A 16,785-nucleotide genomic window follows, 5' to 3' on the forward strand; every position below is an offset into this window, starting at 1 on the left:
GCATAATGCGTCCTTTGGCATCCCGCTTTCGCGGGTGCCGGCCAGAGTTCAATGGCGAGTCGTGTCGGTCCCCTCGCAATGATACGCTGCAAACCCCGCCAGGCCCGGAAGGGAGCAACGGTAGCAGCGGATTCGTGTGCCGGGGTGTGGCTGGCGCGACTTGCCACCCCTCACGCGGCCTTTCCCGGCCCATCTTCTCCCTGAACCGCGATGGCCTATCAGGCACTGGCCCGCAAGTGGCGTCCCCGTCAGTTCGGTGAAATCGTCGGTCAGGATCACGTCGTTCGCGCCTTGACCCATGCGCTGAGCTTCGACCGCCTGCATCACGCCTATCTCTTTACCGGTACCCGCGGCGTGGGCAAGACCACCGTGGCGCGGATCCTGGCCAAGGCCATGAACTGCGAGTCCCGCGGCGCCAGCGCCGAGCCCTGCGGTCAATGCGCGGTCTGTCGCGATGTCGACGAGGGACGCTTCGTCGATCTCGTCGAGGTGGACGCGGCCTCGCGGACCAAGGTCGAGGATACCCGCGAACTGCTCGACAACGTGCTCTATGCGCCGACCCAGGGGCGCTACAAGATCTACCTCATCGACGAGGTGCACATGCTCTCCACGCACAGCTTCAACGCCCTGTTGAAGACGCTGGAGGAGCCGCCGCCGCACATCAAGTTCCTGCTGGCCACCACCGATCCGCAGAAGATCCCGGTCACCGTGCTGTCGCGCTGCCTGCAGTTCAACCTCAAGCGGTTGACGCCCGAGCAGATCCGCGGCCAGCTGGAGGACATCCTGCACCGGGAGTCGGTGACGTTTGACGCCAATGCGGTCAAGTCCCTGGCGCGGGCCGCCGATGGCTCGCTGCGCGACGCCCTGAGCCTGATGGATCAGGCCATCGTGCATGGTGGCGGCAGCCTGGCCGAGGCCACCGTGGCCGCCATGCTCGGCACTGTGGCGCGGCGACCGGTATTCGAGATGCTGGATGCCATCCTGGCCCGCGATGCCGAGGCGCTGCTCGGTCTGATCGATGCCATGGATCAGCACGCGCCCGATTACGCCGATGTGCTCCAGCAACTGCTGATCATTCTCCATCACGCCGCGCTCGGCCAGTGGGCGCCGGATGCCGTGCGGCGGGACGAGGAGGCCGAGCGTCTCCTCGGCATCGCCGCCAGCGTGCCGGCCGAGGATCTGCAGCTGCTGTACCAGATCGCCCTGATCGGCCAGCGCGATCTGCCGTTGGCGCCGGAACCGCGTCTGGGCTTCGAGATGGTGCTGTTGCGCATGCTGGCCTTCCGGCCGCTGGCTGCCGCCGTTCGCTCCGCTTCCCCGGAGTCGCCCCGCAAGCCGTCGTCCGCCGCGTCCGCCAGGCCTGCCGAGGTCGCTGCTGCGCCCGCTATGCCCCAACTGGCCAAACCGGCGTCTGCGCCGCCACCGACACCGGCATCCATGGCCGTTCCGGACGACGGCAACCCGGCAGCGTCCCGGTCGCCACCAGCGGCTCCGCCGGCACCGCCCGGTCCCGGGGCGGCGCCGGACTGGCCGGCGCTGATCCGGGCCATGGGCCTGACGGCGATGACGCGGGAACTGGCCAACAATGCCGTGCTGCTGCGCCTCGACGGGCAGCAGTGCGAGCTCAGCCTCGACCCCAGGTTGCAGCATCTCCGCAGCCCGCGTTCGGAAGCCGCGCTGGAAAAGGCCCTGCAGGCCCATTTCAACCGGCCGCTGCGGTTGCAGATTCGCCTCGAGGCGGCGGCTGCCGAAACGCCTGCGATCCAGTTGCAGCGCGAGCGGGACGAGCGCCAGCAGGCGGCGGAGGCGGAGATCGAGCAGGACGAGAGCGTGCGTGCCTTTCGGGAACTGTTCGACGCGCGTATCGTGCCCGGCAGCACCAAACCCATTCCCTGAACGACCCACGTAACGGAGTAGATCGATCATGAAGAGTCCCCTGGCAGGCCTGATGCAGCAAGCCCAGAAAATGCAGGAAAACCTGAAGCAGGTCCAGGACGAGATTGCGGCTGCACAGATCACCGGCGAGTCGGGCGGCGGGCTGGTCAGGATCACCATGAACGGCAAGCGCCAGGTCAGCCAGGTACAGATCGATGACAGCCTGCTCCATGACGACCGCGACATGCTGGAGGATCTGGTGGCCGCTGCCTTCAACGATGCGGTCAACAAGGTCAGCCATCTCAAGCAGGAAAAGATGGCCGGCCTGACTGGCGGCATCGAGTTCCCGCCGGGATTCAAGCTGCCGTTCTGAGTCGTAACCGGAGGCGTGCCGCATGCCACCCGCCGGCGCCCTGGCGCGACTGATGCGGTCCTTGCGTTGCCTGCCGGGGGTCGGTCCCAAATCCGCCCAGCGGATGACCTTCCACCTGCTGCAACGGGATCGGGCGGGCGCGCGGCAGCTGGCCGAGTCGTTGCTGCATGCTCTCGACGCCATCGGCCACTGCGCCCAGTGCCGGACCCTCACCGAGGGCGAACTCTGCCCGCTCTGTGCCAGCCCGCGCCGCGAGCGATCGCTGCTCTGCGTCGTCGAGACGCCGGCGGAGGCGCAGGCGATCGAGCAGGCCACCGCATTCCGGGGCCTGTTTTTCGTGCTCAACGGCCGGCTGTCGCCGCTGGACGGGATCGGCCCGGCGGAGCTGCGGCTGGATCTGCTCGAGCGGCGATTGCAATCGGGCGAAATTGCCGAAATCATTCTGGCCACCAATACCACCGTCGAAGGTGAAGCCACCGCGCATTACATTCATGAAATGGCGCAGCGGCATGGCATCACCGCCACCCGTCTGGCCTACGGCATGCCGCTTGGTGGCGAGCTCGAATACGTTGACAGCGCCACCCTGTCCCATGCCTTCAATGGCCGCAAGGTTTTCTGAACCGCCTGCGGTGGATTGGCCAGCGGGCCTGTTTTCCTTGTCGACAGCGAGGTCGCGATGACGGATTGTCTCTTCTGCAAGATGGTGGCTGGCCAGATACAGCCGGATGTCGTTTACGAGGACGAGCATGTGCTGGCCTTCCGCGACATCCGCCCACAGGCCAAGGTGCATGTGCTGGTGATTCCCAAGCGGCACATTCCGACCCTGGACGATTTCCCGGCCGACGAACCGGGCCTGGCGGGGCAACTGCTCGGTGCCGTCCAGGAGGTCGCCCGGCGCGAGGGGCTCGCCGCCGGCGGTTACCGCACCGTGATCAACTGCCGCGGCGATGCCGGTCAGGAGGTCTATCATCTGCACCTGCATGTGCTTGGCGGCCGGCGCCTCGCATGGCCGCCGGGCTGAAGCGGCGCTGACGGGCGTGCCGGTCCGCCGGATGGCTGCGATGGGGCGCAGTGCCAGGCATCCGCTGCCGCATCGGGTATCCATCCATAGCGTTTGCGGAGGGTGAGCCATGCCGGACGAACAGCAGCTCGCGGCCGTCGACTGCCTGGGCATCGGGGTTGCCCGCCTCGGCTTCGAGGCATTCCTGGCATGGTTCGACGCCCATACCCGGCCGGGCGGTCCCGCCGTCACGCTGGCCCTGGTGAATGCCCATACCGTCAATCTGGCCTATGCCGACCGCGGGTTCCGCGAGGTCCTCAACGGGTTTTCCCTGGTGCTCAACGACGGCGTCGGGCTGGAAATCTACGGGCACCTGGCTGGCCGCCCGTTTCTCGAGAATTTCAACGGCACGGACCTGTTTCCCCGCGTTTTCGCGCACCGCACCGCGGCGCGGGACGCATTGCGGGTGTTCCTGTTTGGTGCCAGGCCCGGTGTGGCGGCCCTGGCCGCCCGCAACATCGAGGCCCGCTATCCCGCCGTGCGGGTGGTGGGGGTCCGCGATGGCTATTCCTCGGACCATGATCAGGCGGAACTGCTCGAGGCCATCAACGACGCCCGCCCGCACCTGCTGCTGGTTGCGCTCGGCAATCCCCTGCAGGAGCACTGGATCGCCGATCACCAAGTGCAGTTGCAGGTTGGCATCGCCTGCGGTGTCGGGGCATTGCTCGACTTCCTGAGCGAGAGCATTCCCCGCGCGCCGCGCTGGCTTCGCCGTTGCCGGCTGGAGTGGCTTTACCGCCTCTGGCTGGAGCCTCGGCGCATGATGAAGCGCTATTTGCTCGGTAATCCGCTGTTCCTGCTGCGCGCGGCAGGCTATCGGCTGTTCGGGCAGGGCGGGCGCTGAGGGCTGTGGTCAGGCGGTCCGGGGGGCTGGCCGATCACGGTGACTGGCGTCTGATCAGCCGGTGAGCCTGAGCGGGGTCGTGTGACGCCGGCATGTCCCGACGGGCCGGTTTCCGCCCGCGAGGGGCCGGCCCATCGGGTGGCAGGTCTTACTCCGCCTCGGGATTGAAATCCAGGCCAAGGGTCGTCCAGCTGTCGGGGCTGGCCTGATCCTCGCCGGTCATGCGGACCGTGCAGGCGTAGAGCTTGACCACCGGGCCCTTCCCGGGCTCGACTAGCCGCACGCTGGAGCGGATCAGGTACTGGCGGTTGCCAAGGGCCCAGGCCTCGTACTGGTCATCCAGGAATTCGACGTTGTCGGGCAGATCGCCCTTGTCCTTGACCTCCTTGCGACAATGGGCCAAGGCGTATCCTGTACGCTCGGTCTTGGCATCCAGCTTGCCAAGCGGTTCGTTTTCCTCGATCGGCTTCTCGAAGAAAACCTCTGACTTCACCACGCTCATGACCAGCGGCATGATGGCCTTCTCCTGCAGCATGTAGAGGCCACCGATGAAGAGGATCAGGTACAGCACGGAATATTTGCTGCGGATCATTTTGGTGATGAAGTCTTTCATTTGTTTGCCTTTATTCGTTATCTGGATGATCAGTGGGCAGATGGGTGGCCCGACCGCCGCGGGCGGTGGCCGGGCCGGATTCGTTAGGTTACACCGAACCGTGCGGACGCGGGCCGTCAGACCAGCGAGTTTTCCATTGGTTTCCGCCCGTCCCGAGGCCGTCGGGACAGCAGGATGAGCAGTCGGGAGACACAGACATGACGGATGCCAGAAAACTGGTCGTGGCCATTTCCTCCCGGGCCCTGTTCGACCTGGACGAATCCCACCGCATTTTCGAGGAAGGCGGCAAGGAAGCCTTCTGTCGCTATCAGATCGAGCACGAGGAGGAAACCCTCGCGCCCGGGGTCGCCTTTACCCTGGTCAGGAAACTGCTGGCGATCAACGATACCCTGCGCCAGCCGACCGTCGAGGTGATCCTGCTGTCGCGCAACAGCGCCGATACCGGATTGCGGGTGTTCAATTCCATTCGCCATCATGGACTCGACATCGTCCGCGCCGCCTTCACCAACGGGGCATCGCCGTTCGGCTACATCGCCGCCTTCGGGGCTGACCTGTTCCTCTCGAGCAACGCCGAGGATGTGAAAAAGGCCCTGGCGGCGGGGCATGCCGCCGCCACCATCCTGGCTTCGGCCAAGCCGGCCACGGATTCCGGCCAGCTGCGCATCGCCTTCGACGGCGATGCCGTGCTGTTCTCCGACGAGTCGGAGCGCATCTACCGGGAGCAGGGCCTCGAAGCCTTTGCCGAGTACGAGGCCGCCGAGGCGCGCAAGCCGCTGTCCGGCGGTCCGTTCAAGGCCTTCCTGGCGACCCTGCACCATGTGCAGACCCTGTTCGACGCCGACGAGTCGCCGATCCGCACGGCGCTGGTCACGGCCCGGGCGGCGCCGGCGCACGAGCGGGTGGTCAGAACCCTCAGGGCCTGGAACATCCGCATCGACGAGGCGCTGTTCCTCGGTGGCAAGGCCAAGGGTCCCTTCCTCAGCGCCTTCGGCGCCGACATCTTCTTCGACGACCAGCAGGGCCATTGCCATTCCGCCAGCCAGCACGTCGCCACCGGCCATGTTCCGCATGGCGTGGCCAACCTCGACACGCCCCCGGCGTGAGGGCGGGGCGCCCGCTCCGGGGAGGGGCCAGCGCCGCTGCCGACCCGTGCTACCATTCCCGCCCGCGCGAGGCCAGCGGCCGAGCATGCCAGAAAACCGTACCAGGACCGGAGTCGTAGCGGCTGCGGTCGTGGGCAAAGCCAGACAAATCCAGGTCTCCAGCCGCCATGATCCTGATGATCGACAACTACGATTCCTTCACCTACAACCTCGTGCAGTATTTTGCCGAGCTGGGGGCCGAGGTGGAGGTGGTGCGCAACGACCAGATCGCCGTCGAGGACATCGCCCGGCTCGATCCCCAGAAGATCGTGATCTCGCCGGGTCCCTGCACGCCCAAGGAGGCGGGCATCTCGGTGGAAACCATCCGTCGCTATGCCGGCCGCTACCCGATCCTCGGGGTATGCCTGGGGCACCAGAGCATCGGCTATGCCTTCGGCGGCAACATCATCCACGCCAAGCGGATCATGCACGGCAAGACCTCGATGGTGTACCACCGCGACACGGGTGTGTTTCACGGCCTCAACAACCCGTTCCAGGCCACCCGCTACCACTCGCTGGTCATCGAGCAGCAAAGCCTGCCGGCGTGTCTGGAGATCACCGCCTGGACCGAGGACAGGGATGGTGGCATCGAGGAGATCATGGGCGTCCGCCACCGGACCCTGGATGTCGAGGGCGTGCAGTTTCACCCCGAGTCCATCCTGACCGAGCAGGGTCACGAACTGCTCGCCAACTTCCTGCGCCGGTGAGGGCCGGGGACGGCGCGGCGTCCGCCCTGCCTGCCGTCCGACGCCGCCACTGACGGCCACTGCCCATGTTGCCCAGCGTCCAGGCCTACCGCGGCATCGCGGTCCTGCTGGTGGTGCTGTTCCACTCCAGCGAGTTCATCAAGCGAAAGCTCGGTGAGGCGCCGTTCGGCGACGTCTTTCTTACCGGTTTCTCCGGCGTCTTCCTGTTCTTTGTCCTCAGCGGCTTCATCATCCTGATCGCCCATGCACGCGATATCGGCCGGCCCGGCCGCATCGGCTATTACCTGTCGCGCCGTTTCATCCGCATCTATCCCCTGTACTGGCTGGTCCTCTTGTCGTGGGGCGGCTGGCGGGTGTTTACCGGTGGCCTGGCCGTGCCGGAGTTCCTGTCGAACGCCTGGCTGTTCAGCGGGCGGCCGACACCGCTGATTGCCGTCAGCTGGACGCTGGCCTACGAGATGCTTTTCTATGCGCTGTTCGCGGCGTTTCTGCTGCGCCGCAGCTGGGGCTTGCTGGTTTTTGCCGGCTGGCTGGCGCTGTTGCTGCCGGGAACCGCGATCATCCCCGGTCTCTGGGCGGATCCGTTGAACCTGCTGTTCTTCATGGGCATGGCCGCCGGCGTGGTGCACCTCAAGGCCAGCGTCTGGGATCCCGCCAGGCGGAACCGGATCGGCCTGGCCTGCCTCGCCCTCGGCGCGACCGGTTTCGTGGCCACCGGACGGATCTACGCGGGGCTCGGCCTGCCGTCCGATGCCTGGCCGGCGCACCCCCTGACACTGCTGGGTTTCGGATTTTCCAGCGCGCTGATGCTGGCAGCCTGCATGGCCCCGGAGCTCAACCGCCTGCTGGCTCGCCGGCGCCTCTGGCTGCTGGTCGGCAATGCCTCCTATGCGATCTATCTGGTGCATCTGTCGTTCGGCAAGCTGGCCTGGAGCCTGTCCCGGCCCTTGCAGCCGCTGTGGTCGGAACTGCCGGCTGTCTGGGCGGCCAATCTGCTGACCGCCTGGCTGGCAGGCCTGTCGGTGTTGGCAGGGATACTGGTCCACCTTATGATTGAGGCACCGCTGCTCGACGCTCTGCGCGGTCTGCTGGCACGCAAATGGGCCCGCCAGCCGGCTGCTGCCGTGTCGGGTTAACTCCCGCTGCGACCCGTCCAATCCCATGACCGACCTGGAACTGTTTCAAGCCTTCGTGGCACCGGCGATCTTCATTTCCGGCGCCGGCCTGCTGGTGCTATCGATCAATACCCGCCTGATGGGCATCGTCACCCGCCTGCGAGCCTTCCACAAGGACAAGCATGTCGCCATCAAGACCGGCAACCGGCTGGAGGCGCGGGTGTTGCAGTCGCAGATCGAGTCGATCGAGATACGCGCCGCCAAGATGCGCAACGCCTTCATCTTCACGCTGGTCGGCGTCATGGGCGTCATGGTCACCTGCCTGGTGCTGGGGCTCAGCCTGTATGTGGCGAACGCGCTGATCGTGGCCGTGCTGCTCTTCGTGCTGTCGGTGCTGTCGATGCTGATCGGCATGTTCCACTACCTGTCGGAAGTCATGATTGGCCTGGATTCCGTGCAGGAGGAGGAAAAGCTGTACCAGCTCCTCGACAGCGATCCCGCCCTTTCCGAGTGACCCCTGGCACCTTTCCCGCTCAGCCCGCTGCTCTCACGATGAAGATTTCCTCCGCCATCAACCATCTGCTCGACGGCCAGGATCTCGCGCCCGCGGCCATGCGCGAGCTCATGCGCGGCATCATGACCGGGCAGGCGACCCCGGCCCAGATCGGCGGTTTCCTGGTCGCGCTGCGGGCCAAGGGCGAGACGGTCGACGAAGTGGTCGCCGCGGCGCAGGTCCTGCGCGAGATGGCCACCCGGGTGCCGGTGCAGGGCGAGCATCTGGTCGACACCTGCGGCACCGGCGGTGACGGTGCCCATACCTTCAACATCAGCACCGCGTCCGCCTTCGTCGCGGCGGCGGCCGGCGCCCGGGTCGCCAAGCATGGCAACCGTTCGGTCTCCAGCAAGTCCGGCAGCGCCGACGTGCTGGCGGCGGCGGGACTCAACCTGTCCCTGACGCCCGCGCAGGTGAAGGACTGCATCGAGCAGGTCGGGCTCGGCTTTCTCTTCGCCCAGAACCATCACGTCGCCATGCAGCACGCCATCGGGCCGCGCCGCGAGCTGGGCATCCGGACCATCTTCAATCTCCTGGGGCCGCTGACCAACCCCGCCTCGGCACCTTGCCAGGTCGTCGGCGTCTACAGCGAGCAGTGGCTGGAGCCGCTGGCCGAGGCCCTGCAGCAGCTCGGCAGCCGCCATGTGCTGGTGGTGCATGCCGAGGACGGCCTGGACGAGATCAGCATCGGCGCGCCGACCCGGGTGGCCGAGCTCCGCGACGGCCGCATCGACGTGCGCCAGTTGACGCCCGAACAGTTCGGCCTGACCCGCGAGCCGCTCAGCTGGCTGGCGGTGGACTCGGCCGAGGAGAGCCTGGCGATGATCCATGGTGTCCTGGCCGGCGGCATCGGTCCCGCCCGCGATATCGTGCTGCTCAACGCCGGCGCGGCCATCTACGTGTCCGGTATCGCCGCCAGCCTGGAGGAGGGCGTCGCCAGGGCCGCCGGAGTCATCGATGCCGGCACCGCCCGCCGCAAGCTCGACCAGCTGATCGACTTTGCCCGCCAATTCGAGCCATCCCGCTGAATCCATCCGCCCGCACACCTTCTCACGCAAAGACGCATGCAGATTTCCACGCCCGACATCCTGAAGAAGATTCTCCACCGCAAGACCGAGGAGGTCGCCGAGCGCATGGCGCAGACCTCCTACGAGGACCAGCTGCGGCGTGCCGCCATGGCCGATCCGCCCCGCGGCTTCGTGCGCGCCCTGCGCGAGAGGATCGCGGCAGGCCAGCCGGGCGTGATTGCCGAAATCAAGAAGGCCTCGCCCAGCAAGGGCGTCATGCGGCCCGATTTCCGGCCGGCGGCGATCGCCGAGAGCTACGCGGCCCATGGCGCCGCCTGTCTGTCGGTGCTGACCGACCGGGATTTCTTCCAGGGCTGCGAGCGCTACCTGAAGGAGGCCCGTGCCGCCTGTGAGCTGCCCGTCATCCGCAAGGACTTCATCGTCGACCCCTATCAGGTCGCCGAGGCCCGGGCGATCGGCGCCGACTGCATCCTGCTGATCGCCGCCGCTCTCGACGACGCCGGCCTCCGGCAATTGTCGGACCTGGCCGGCGAGCTGGGCATGGATGTCCTGGTGGAGGTGCACGACGCCGGGGAACTGGCGCGCGCGCTGACGCTGGACCTGCCCCTGATCGGCATCAACAATCGCAATCTCCGCACCTTCGAAGTCAGCCTCGCGACGACCCTGGACCTCCTGCCCGGCATACCCGCCGACCGCCTGGTGGTGACCGAAAGCGGCATCCTCGCGCCGGCCGATGTCGCCCTGATGCGGCGCCACCGGGTCGACGCCTTCCTGGTCGGCGAGAGCTTCATGCGCGCCGAGGACCCGGGCGCCCGGCTGGCCGAGCTGTTCGGATTGCCGGGTCGCTGAGTCCCGGGGGAGACGGTCCATGGTCCCCGCGCTGGAGGACATCGTCCCGCTGGTGAAAGCGGTGGTGCGCGAGGAACTGATGCCGCGCTTCCGCCACGCGGAGCGCCGCTACAAGCCCGACGGCAGCATCGTGACCGAGGCCGACCTGGCGGCCCAGGCCCGGCTCGGCCGGCTGCTGGCGGAGCGCCATCCCGCCATCCCGCTGCTGGGCGAGGAGATGGCGCCTGCCGCGCAGCGGGCCTTCCTGGACAGGCATCCGGATCTTTATTGGTGCCTGGACCCGGTCGACGGAACCAGCAACTTCGCCGCGGGGCTGCCGTTCTTTTCCCTGTCGCTGGCCCTCATGCGCGGCCATGAGGCGCAGTTCGGCGTGGTCTACGATCCCAACACCGACGAATGCTACAGCGCCGTGCGCGGGCAGGGCGCCTGGCTCAACGGCCGCCGCCTTGACTGTCCGTCTGCCGCCCTGCCGCTGCGCCGCTGCCTGGCGATGGTCGACTTCAAGCGCCTCGGCAAGCCGCTGGCCATGGCGCTGGTCGCGCGGCCGCCGTTCAGCTCGCTGCGCTATACCGGCTCCGGCTCGCTGGAGTGGTGCTGGCTGGCGGCGGGGCGTTTCCACGTCTATCTCCACGGCGAGCAGAAGCTCTGGGACTATGCCGCCGGCGCGCTGATTCTCGCCGAGGCGGGCGGGATCGCCGCCACGCTGGCAGGCGAGCCGGTCTATGCGCCGGGCGCCCTGTCGCGTTCCATCGTCGCGGCAGTGGCTGCGCCCCTGTTCGAGGACTGGCGCCAGGCCATCGCCGAGCGGCTGGCGGCCTGAGCCCGGCGGATGCCGCAGCCCGGTGGGGTCGCACGGTCACGCCACGCGCCACACCAGCCAGGGCCGGCCGGGTGTCCACCAGCGGAGCCGCCGCGCCTGGACAGCCATCTGCCTGTGCGTCGGCCTGGCCGGCCTGCCGCGGCCGGCGCCGGCGGAACCGTCGCCGGTCGAACTCCGGATCACGGGACTCGACGAGCCGCTGGAGAAAAACGTCCGCGCCCTCCTGACCATGGCCCGCCAGACCGCGGATGCCCGCCAGGCGGTCATCGACCTGGCGGCGGCCCGCGCCGCGGACGAGATCCGCACCGCCCTGCAGCCCTATGGCTACTACCAGCCGCGTATCGCCGCTACGCTCAAGCGGCAGAAGGCCAACTGGCTGGCGGAATACCGCATCGACCCGGGGCCGCCGGTCCGGGTGGCGCATGTCGATGTGCGGCTGGAGGGCGAGGCGGCCCAGGAACCCGGGATGCGGGCGCTGGTGGAACGCTTTCCGGTCCGCCCCGGCGACGTGCTGGAGCACCGGCAGTACGAAAAGGGCCGCGATGCCCTGCAGGATCAGGCCGCCGAAATGGGGTTCTTCGATGCCCGTTTCACCACCCGCGAGGTGCGCGTCGATGTCAAGGACCAGCGGGCGGACATCGTCCTGCACCTGGCCTCGGGCCGGCGCTACCGCTTCGGCGAGCTGAGCTTCAGCCAGACCCCGCTGGATCCCGAACTGCTGCGCCGCTTCGCGCGCTTCAGTCCTGATGAGCCCTATCGCGCCTCGGCGGTGCTGGCGCTGCAGAAAAGCCTGCTGAACAGCGGCTACTTCGCCCGTGCCGACATCGCGCCCCGGCTCGAACAGGCCAGGGATGGCCGCATGCCCGTCGACGTGGCGCTGGACATGGTGCCCCGCAACCGCATCGACCTCGGCGGCGGCTACGGCACCGATACCGGACCCCGCCTCAGCGTCGGCTACCGCAACCGCTACCTCAACAGCCTCGGCCATACCTTCCAGGCCAGTGCCAAGCTGTCGCTGATCTGGAACCAGCTGGATGCCATCTACGCCATCCCGTTGAGCGATCCGGAGAAGGACCAGCTGGCCCTTACCTCCAAGCTGGGCCTGGAGGATACCGTCGCCGGCCGCGCCAAGGTGATCCGCGGCGGCATCCGCCATGGCACGACCCGCTGGGACCTGCGCGAGATTCTCTCGCTCGACTATCTGCGGGAAACCTTCAACATCGGCCTGGGCAACCAGACCACCGATCTGCTGATTCCCAGCGTCAACTACACCTGGCTCAGCTCCGACGACGCCATCTTTCCCCGCCAGGGCGTGCGACTGGACGCCAACCTTGCCGGCAGCGTCCAGGGGCTGGGCTCGCAGCTGTCCTTCGCCCGCTTCCGGCTCTACGGCAAGGGCGTCTACAGCCTCAATGACGACAACCGCCTGATCCTGCGCGGGCAGTTCGGCGAGATGCTCACCAACGATTTCGACCGCATGCCGATCACCGAGCGTTTCTACGCCGGCGGCGCGCCGACCGTGCGCGGCTACCGCCTGTTCGAGATCAGCCCGGTCAATGTCTACGGCAAGCGGACCGGTGGCCAGCATCTGGCGGTCGGCAGCCTGGAGTACGATCGCGTGCTGTTCGGCGACTGGGGCGTGGCGGCCTTCTCCGATGTTGGCTATGTCGGCAACGACTTCGAGGGCCCGGTCAGTACCGGGGTGGGCATCGGCGCCCGCTGGCGGTCGCCGGTGGGGCCGGTGCGGCTGGATGTGGGCGTGCCGCTGTCGAAGGCGCTGGACCCGGTGCAGGTCTACCTGATTCTGGGTCCGGACCTGTGATGCGGGCGCTTGCCAATGTTCTGGCGCTGGCCTGCCTGCTGGCGCTGACGCTGCTGGCCGGATGCTGGTGGAGCCTGGCGACCGAGCCCGGTGGCCGCTGGCTGGCCCGTCAGGCGCGGGCCTGGGTGCCCGGGTTCAGCCTGGCTCGGGTCGAGGGCGTCGTGCTCGGGCGCTTCGCGGTGCAGGGACTGGATTATCGCGGTGCGACCGAGCGGCTGCATCTCGACCGCCTGGAATATCGGCTCGCGGTCGACGATTTCTGGCGCGGCCGACTGCATTTCCACCGCATCGACCTGCACGGGCCGCGCTACGCGAGCAGCGATTCCTCGCCGATCGCATGGCCGAGTCTGCGCCTGCCGTTCGCGCTGGCGATCGATGCGCTCAGCCTGCGCGATGGCACCGTGCAGCCGGCTTCCGCCAGTGCGCCGATTCCGCTGTCGGCCCTCGATGCCGCGCTGGAGCTGACCCGCGACGGGCTCGACATCCGCCAACTGGACGTGACCCTGCCCGACCTGGGCCTGGCGCTTGATGGCCACCTGACGCTGGGGGGACTGGCGGGCATCGCCCTGCGGACCCGCTGGTACTGGCACCCCGCGGGACGGCCGGCGTTCCGCGGCGAAGGCCAGCTGGGCGGCCATCCGGGGCGTGTCCTGGTCCATCAGCGACTGCAGGCGCCGACCGCCGCCGAGCTGTCGCTGGTGGTGCAGGATCCGCTCGACCGGCTGGCCTGGACGGCGCAGCTGACGGTGCCGGCCCTGCGGCCCCGCTCGATCGATCCCGCCTGGCCGGACGGGCCGCTGGCGCTTGATCTCCGCGGCGAAGGCACCGACCGGGCTGCCACGATCGACGGTCACCTGGAGGGCCGCATCGCCGAGCTCGGCGAAGTGCAGGCGGATGCCCGGCTGCTCCACGGGGCGCCGGGCGCCTGGCGGCTCGAGCGGCTGGCCGTCGGTCTGCCTGCGACAAGCGCCCGCTTCACCGTGAACGGCATGGCCGAGGGGCTTCCCGATCGGCCACGGCTGGATCTCGCGGCGCGCTGGGAAAACCTGGCCTGGCCGCTGCGCGGACCGCCGGAATGGCGCAGTCCGGAGGGGCGCCTGTCGGTCCAGGGCGAGCCCGCCGATCTGCGCATCGAGCTGGCGGCGCGGCTGGCCGATCAGGCGGTCACGGCCGGCGGCCGCCTCGGTCTGTATCCGGAGCGTGTCGAGTTCCGCGATGTCCGCGCCCAGGGGGCCGGACTCGCGCTGGCGCTGGCCGGAACCTGGGGGCCGCAACTGGATGTCGGCTGGAGCCTGCGGGCGGATGCCCCGGGACTCTGGTTCCCCGGCATGAAGGGACAGCTGAGCAGCCGCGGCCGGCTTCAGGGGCCCAGGGACAGGCCCGTGGGCACGGCCGAGCTGCTGGCGCGGGATCTCCGCCTGCGCGCGGATGGCGTCCGGGAACTGAGCGTGCGCCTCAGCGGCGGGCTGACGCCGGACGCGCCGCCGCTGCGGGCCGAGCTGATGGTGCAGGACCTGCAGGTGGGCGACAACCGGGCCGGCCGGCTCAGGCTCGCCTGCCAGGGCGCCGTGGTCTGGCGCAACGGCCGTCTGGAGCCGGGCGCGGCCACGATCGACCTGAATCTGAGCGGAACCGGGCTGCGTTACCGGGAGGCCGCCCTGCGCGAGATCGAGGGACAGGCGCGTGGCGGCTTGCTGCCGGGCGCGCCGCCGCTGGCCGGTCGCGTCACGGTGCGCGGCCTGGCGGTTGGCGAGGCGGCGGTCGAGGCGCTCGGGCTGGATTTCCGCGGCGGGCTGGTCCATCGCCAAGGCGAATGGCAGCTGCACGGCGAGCCGCTGGAGCTGGAATTGCTGGCCCAGCGGCTGCGACAGGGCGAGCGGCGGGCCCGCGAGCTGCGGCTGGCGCTGCATGCGGGCGAGACGCCGGATGCACCGCTGCGCCTGAGTCTCGCGGTGCCCGATCTGCAACTGGCCGGCGCCGGCGCGAGAATAGCCATCGACGCCCAGGGCAGCCGGGCGCGGCATGTCCTGAGCGGTCGCATCGACACCCGCCTGCAGGCCGGCGGCCGGCCGGGCCAGCTGGTTTTCCGGGCCGAGGGCGGCTGGGACGCGGCCGCCTGGAGCGGCCGGCTGCAGCAGTTCGACGGCAGCCTGCGGGATTTCGGCGAGTGGTATCTGCAAGCCCCTGCCGTCTTGCGGCTGAGCGGGACCGCCGCCGAACTGGGCCCGGCCTGCTGGGCCTTGTCGCCGGCGGAAATCTGCCTGCAAGGTAAGGCTGCCGGCGGGCAGTGGCAGGCTGCCACCCGCCTCGCGGCCCTGCCCCTGGAGCGTTTTGAGTCCTGGCTGCCCGCCCGGCTGCGGCTCTTGGGCCGGCTGGATGGCGAGGCCCGGTTCGCCGGGCGGGGCGAACGGGTCGACGAGGGGCGCCTGGCGCTGACGGCGGACGGCGCCCGGCTGGAGCCGCGCGACCCGCGCCCGGCCTGGCGCTGGCAGCCGCAGCCCTTGAGTCTGCGCGGCGATCTGACGCCACGTGGCGGCGAGTTGCGACTGATCGCCGAGGATCCGGCCTTGGCCGGGTTCGATGCCGAACTGCGCCTGGACGGGCCGCTGCTGTGGGGCCACTGGCGGCAATTGGCCGGGGCCGGCGAGGCGCGCCTGTCGCTCGGGCACCTGGGGGCGCTGGCGCCGCTGCTGCCCGATCTCGACCGGCTCCAGGGACGTGTCGAGGCCGGTGTCCGGTTCGCCGGTAGCGTGGGCGCGCCCCGCCTGCAGGTGCATGGGGCCCTGCTCGAGGCCGGTTTCGGCGTTCCGCGCCTGGGCATCCAGGTCCGCAGCCTGAGCATCGACGCCAGCAGCCGCGACGACGACCGCCTGGCGCTGACCGGCCGGGCAGTCTCCGGCAACGGCGAACTGCGGCTGGACGGCTTGCTGTCCCTGAAGCCGGGCGAGGGCTGGCCGCTGCACCTGAACCTGATCGGCAAGCGTTTCCTCGCGGCCGACATTCCCGAGGCCAAGGTCTATCTGTCGCCGGATCTCGTGGTCGAGCGCGACGCCGCGGGCCTGCGTCTCGGCGGCAGGCTGGACATCCCCGAGGCGGACATCCGGATCCCGGACGAGTCGGGGGCGGTCCGGCCCTCGCGCGATGTCGTCATCGTCGACGCCGAGGCTCCGCCGCAGGCGCGCGACAACCCGCTGGCGACGCGGGTCGAGGTGCGGCTGGGCGACCGCATCCAGGTGACCGGGCCGGGCTATCGCAGCCGCGTCGACGGGGCGGTGACGATCGAGCAGTCGCCCGGCGCGGATCCCGTCGGCAGCGGCGAGATCCGCCTGCATCAGGGCCTGTATTCGCTCTATGGCGTCGATCTGGACATCGACGGCGGGCGGCTGGTGTTCGCGCGTTCGCCCATGGACAACCCCAACCTGGATATCGAGGCGGTGCGCAAGTCGGACGATGTGCGGGTCGGCGCGAAGCTGCTGGGCACCCTCAACAAGCCCAGCATCACCCTGTTCGCCGACCGGCCGATGTCGCAGAGCGACATCCTCGCCTATCTGATGATGGGCAAGCCCTTCGATCCCCTGGGGCAGCAGAGCGGCTCGGCCATGATGGCGGCGGCCAACGCCCTCGGCGGCACCGCCGGCAGCCTGCTGACCCGGGAGCTGTCGAGCCGGCTGGGGCTGGGCGGTTTCGTCGACATCAGCATGCAGGGCTCGCTCGGCGCGGGCAGCCTGGCCCAGGGCTATGGCGGTTCCGGACCCTGGGGCGGAACCCAGAGCACCGCCCTGTTCCTGGGCAAGTACCTGACGCCGAAGATCTATGTCCAGTACGGCATGGGCCTGTTCCAGAACGCCTATGTCTTTCGCTTGCGCTATGATTTGACGCAACGCTGGAAAGTGCAGACCGAGACCGGCGAATTCAGCGGCGGCGACATTCTCTATCAGTGGGAGGATTGACCCGGCGGTTCCCTGGCGGGCCGCACGACTCCCC

General features: G+C 68.9%; 15 protein-coding genes and 1 other RNA gene. 15 read left to right on the forward strand and 1 reads right to left on the reverse strand.

What is annotated here, in order from left to right:
• Positions 1-62 precede the first annotated feature (62 nt).
• From ffs to ACYQ1H_RS04090, 6 genes are all read left to right on the forward strand, one after another.
• An RNA gene (ffs, locus tag ACYQ1H_RS04065) (signal recognition particle sRNA small type) lies at positions 63-159 on the forward strand.
• Between the two features lie 51 nt (positions 160-210).
• Positions 211-1,896: a DNA polymerase III subunit gamma/tau gene (gene dnaX, locus ACYQ1H_RS04070; protein ID WP_460026786.1), complete on the forward strand. Its 1,686-nt coding sequence runs from the start codon at positions 211-213 to the stop codon at positions 1,894-1,896.
• Between the two features lie 28 nt (positions 1,897-1,924).
• Entirely contained in the window at positions 1,925-2,248 is a 324-nt protein-coding gene (locus tag ACYQ1H_RS04075; protein ID WP_460026787.1) for a YbaB/EbfC family nucleoid-associated protein, read from the forward strand.
• A gap of 22 nt (positions 2,249-2,270) precedes the next feature.
• Positions 2,271-2,867, forward strand: a complete 597-nt coding sequence (gene recR, locus ACYQ1H_RS04080) for a recombination mediator RecR (protein ID WP_460026788.1) — start codon at positions 2,271-2,273, stop codon at positions 2,865-2,867.
• 57 nt (positions 2,868-2,924) lie between these two features.
• Entirely contained in the window at positions 2,925-3,269 is a 345-nt protein-coding gene (locus ACYQ1H_RS04085) for a histidine triad nucleotide-binding protein (protein ID WP_460026789.1), read from the forward strand.
• 109 nt (positions 3,270-3,378) lie between these two features.
• The gene (locus ACYQ1H_RS04090) at positions 3,379-4,152 is read left to right on the forward strand and encodes a WecB/TagA/CpsF family glycosyltransferase (RefSeq protein WP_460026790.1); all 774 of its coding nucleotides are present in this window, start codon (positions 3,379-3,381) and stop codon (positions 4,150-4,152) included.
• A gap of 148 nt (positions 4,153-4,300) precedes the next feature.
• Here ACYQ1H_RS04090 and ACYQ1H_RS04095 read toward each other — a convergent pair whose 3' ends face one another.
• Positions 4,301-4,744, reverse strand: a complete 444-nt coding sequence (locus ACYQ1H_RS04095) for a hypothetical protein (RefSeq protein WP_460026791.1) — start codon at positions 4,742-4,744, stop codon at positions 4,301-4,303.
• Positions 4,745-4,962: 218 nt separating this feature from the next.
• On the opposite strand from ACYQ1H_RS04095, the gene ACYQ1H_RS04100 reads away from it, so the two are divergent.
• From ACYQ1H_RS04100 to ACYQ1H_RS04140, 9 genes are all read left to right on the forward strand, one after another.
• Positions 4,963-5,868: a 5'-nucleotidase gene (locus tag ACYQ1H_RS04100; protein WP_460026792.1), complete on the forward strand. Its 906-nt coding sequence runs from the start codon at positions 4,963-4,965 to the stop codon at positions 5,866-5,868.
• A 167-nt stretch (positions 5,869-6,035) separates the two neighbouring features.
• Entirely contained in the window at positions 6,036-6,614 is a 579-nt protein-coding gene (locus ACYQ1H_RS04105) for an anthranilate synthase component II (protein ID WP_460026793.1), read from the forward strand.
• 65 nt (positions 6,615-6,679) lie between these two features.
• The gene (locus tag ACYQ1H_RS04110) at positions 6,680-7,750 is read left to right on the forward strand and encodes an acyltransferase family protein (protein WP_460026794.1); all 1,071 of its coding nucleotides are present in this window, start codon (positions 6,680-6,682) and stop codon (positions 7,748-7,750) included.
• 25 nt (positions 7,751-7,775) lie between these two features.
• Positions 7,776-8,243 (forward strand): DUF2721 domain-containing protein, encoded by a 468-nt coding sequence (locus ACYQ1H_RS04115; protein ID WP_460026795.1) that lies wholly within the window; start codon positions 7,776-7,778, stop codon positions 8,241-8,243.
• Between the two features lie 38 nt (positions 8,244-8,281).
• Positions 8,282-9,310, forward strand: coding sequence for an anthranilate phosphoribosyltransferase (trpD, locus tag ACYQ1H_RS04120; protein ID WP_460026796.1), 1,029 nt, complete (start codon positions 8,282-8,284; stop codon positions 9,308-9,310).
• Between the two features lie 36 nt (positions 9,311-9,346).
• Positions 9,347-10,159, forward strand: coding sequence for an indole-3-glycerol phosphate synthase TrpC (gene trpC / locus ACYQ1H_RS04125; RefSeq protein WP_460026797.1), 813 nt, complete (start codon positions 9,347-9,349; stop codon positions 10,157-10,159).
• 19 nt (positions 10,160-10,178) lie between these two features.
• Positions 10,179-10,979, forward strand: a complete 801-nt coding sequence (locus ACYQ1H_RS04130) for an inositol monophosphatase family protein (protein WP_460026798.1) — start codon at positions 10,179-10,181, stop codon at positions 10,977-10,979.
• Between the two features lie 22 nt (positions 10,980-11,001).
• A complete protein-coding gene (locus tag ACYQ1H_RS04135) occupies positions 11,002-12,801 on the forward strand; it encodes an autotransporter assembly complex protein TamA (protein ID WP_460026799.1) in 1,800 nt (599 codons plus the stop codon).
• Positions 12,801-16,751: a translocation/assembly module TamB domain-containing protein gene (locus ACYQ1H_RS04140; protein WP_460026826.1), complete on the forward strand. Its 3,951-nt coding sequence runs from the start codon at positions 12,801-12,803 to the stop codon at positions 16,749-16,751. Before ACYQ1H_RS04135 ends, ACYQ1H_RS04140 begins: the two co-directional genes overlap by 1 nt.
• Positions 16,752-16,785: the final 34 nt, after the last annotated feature.

The sequence above is a fragment of the Methyloparacoccus murrellii genome (assembly GCF_054657115.1).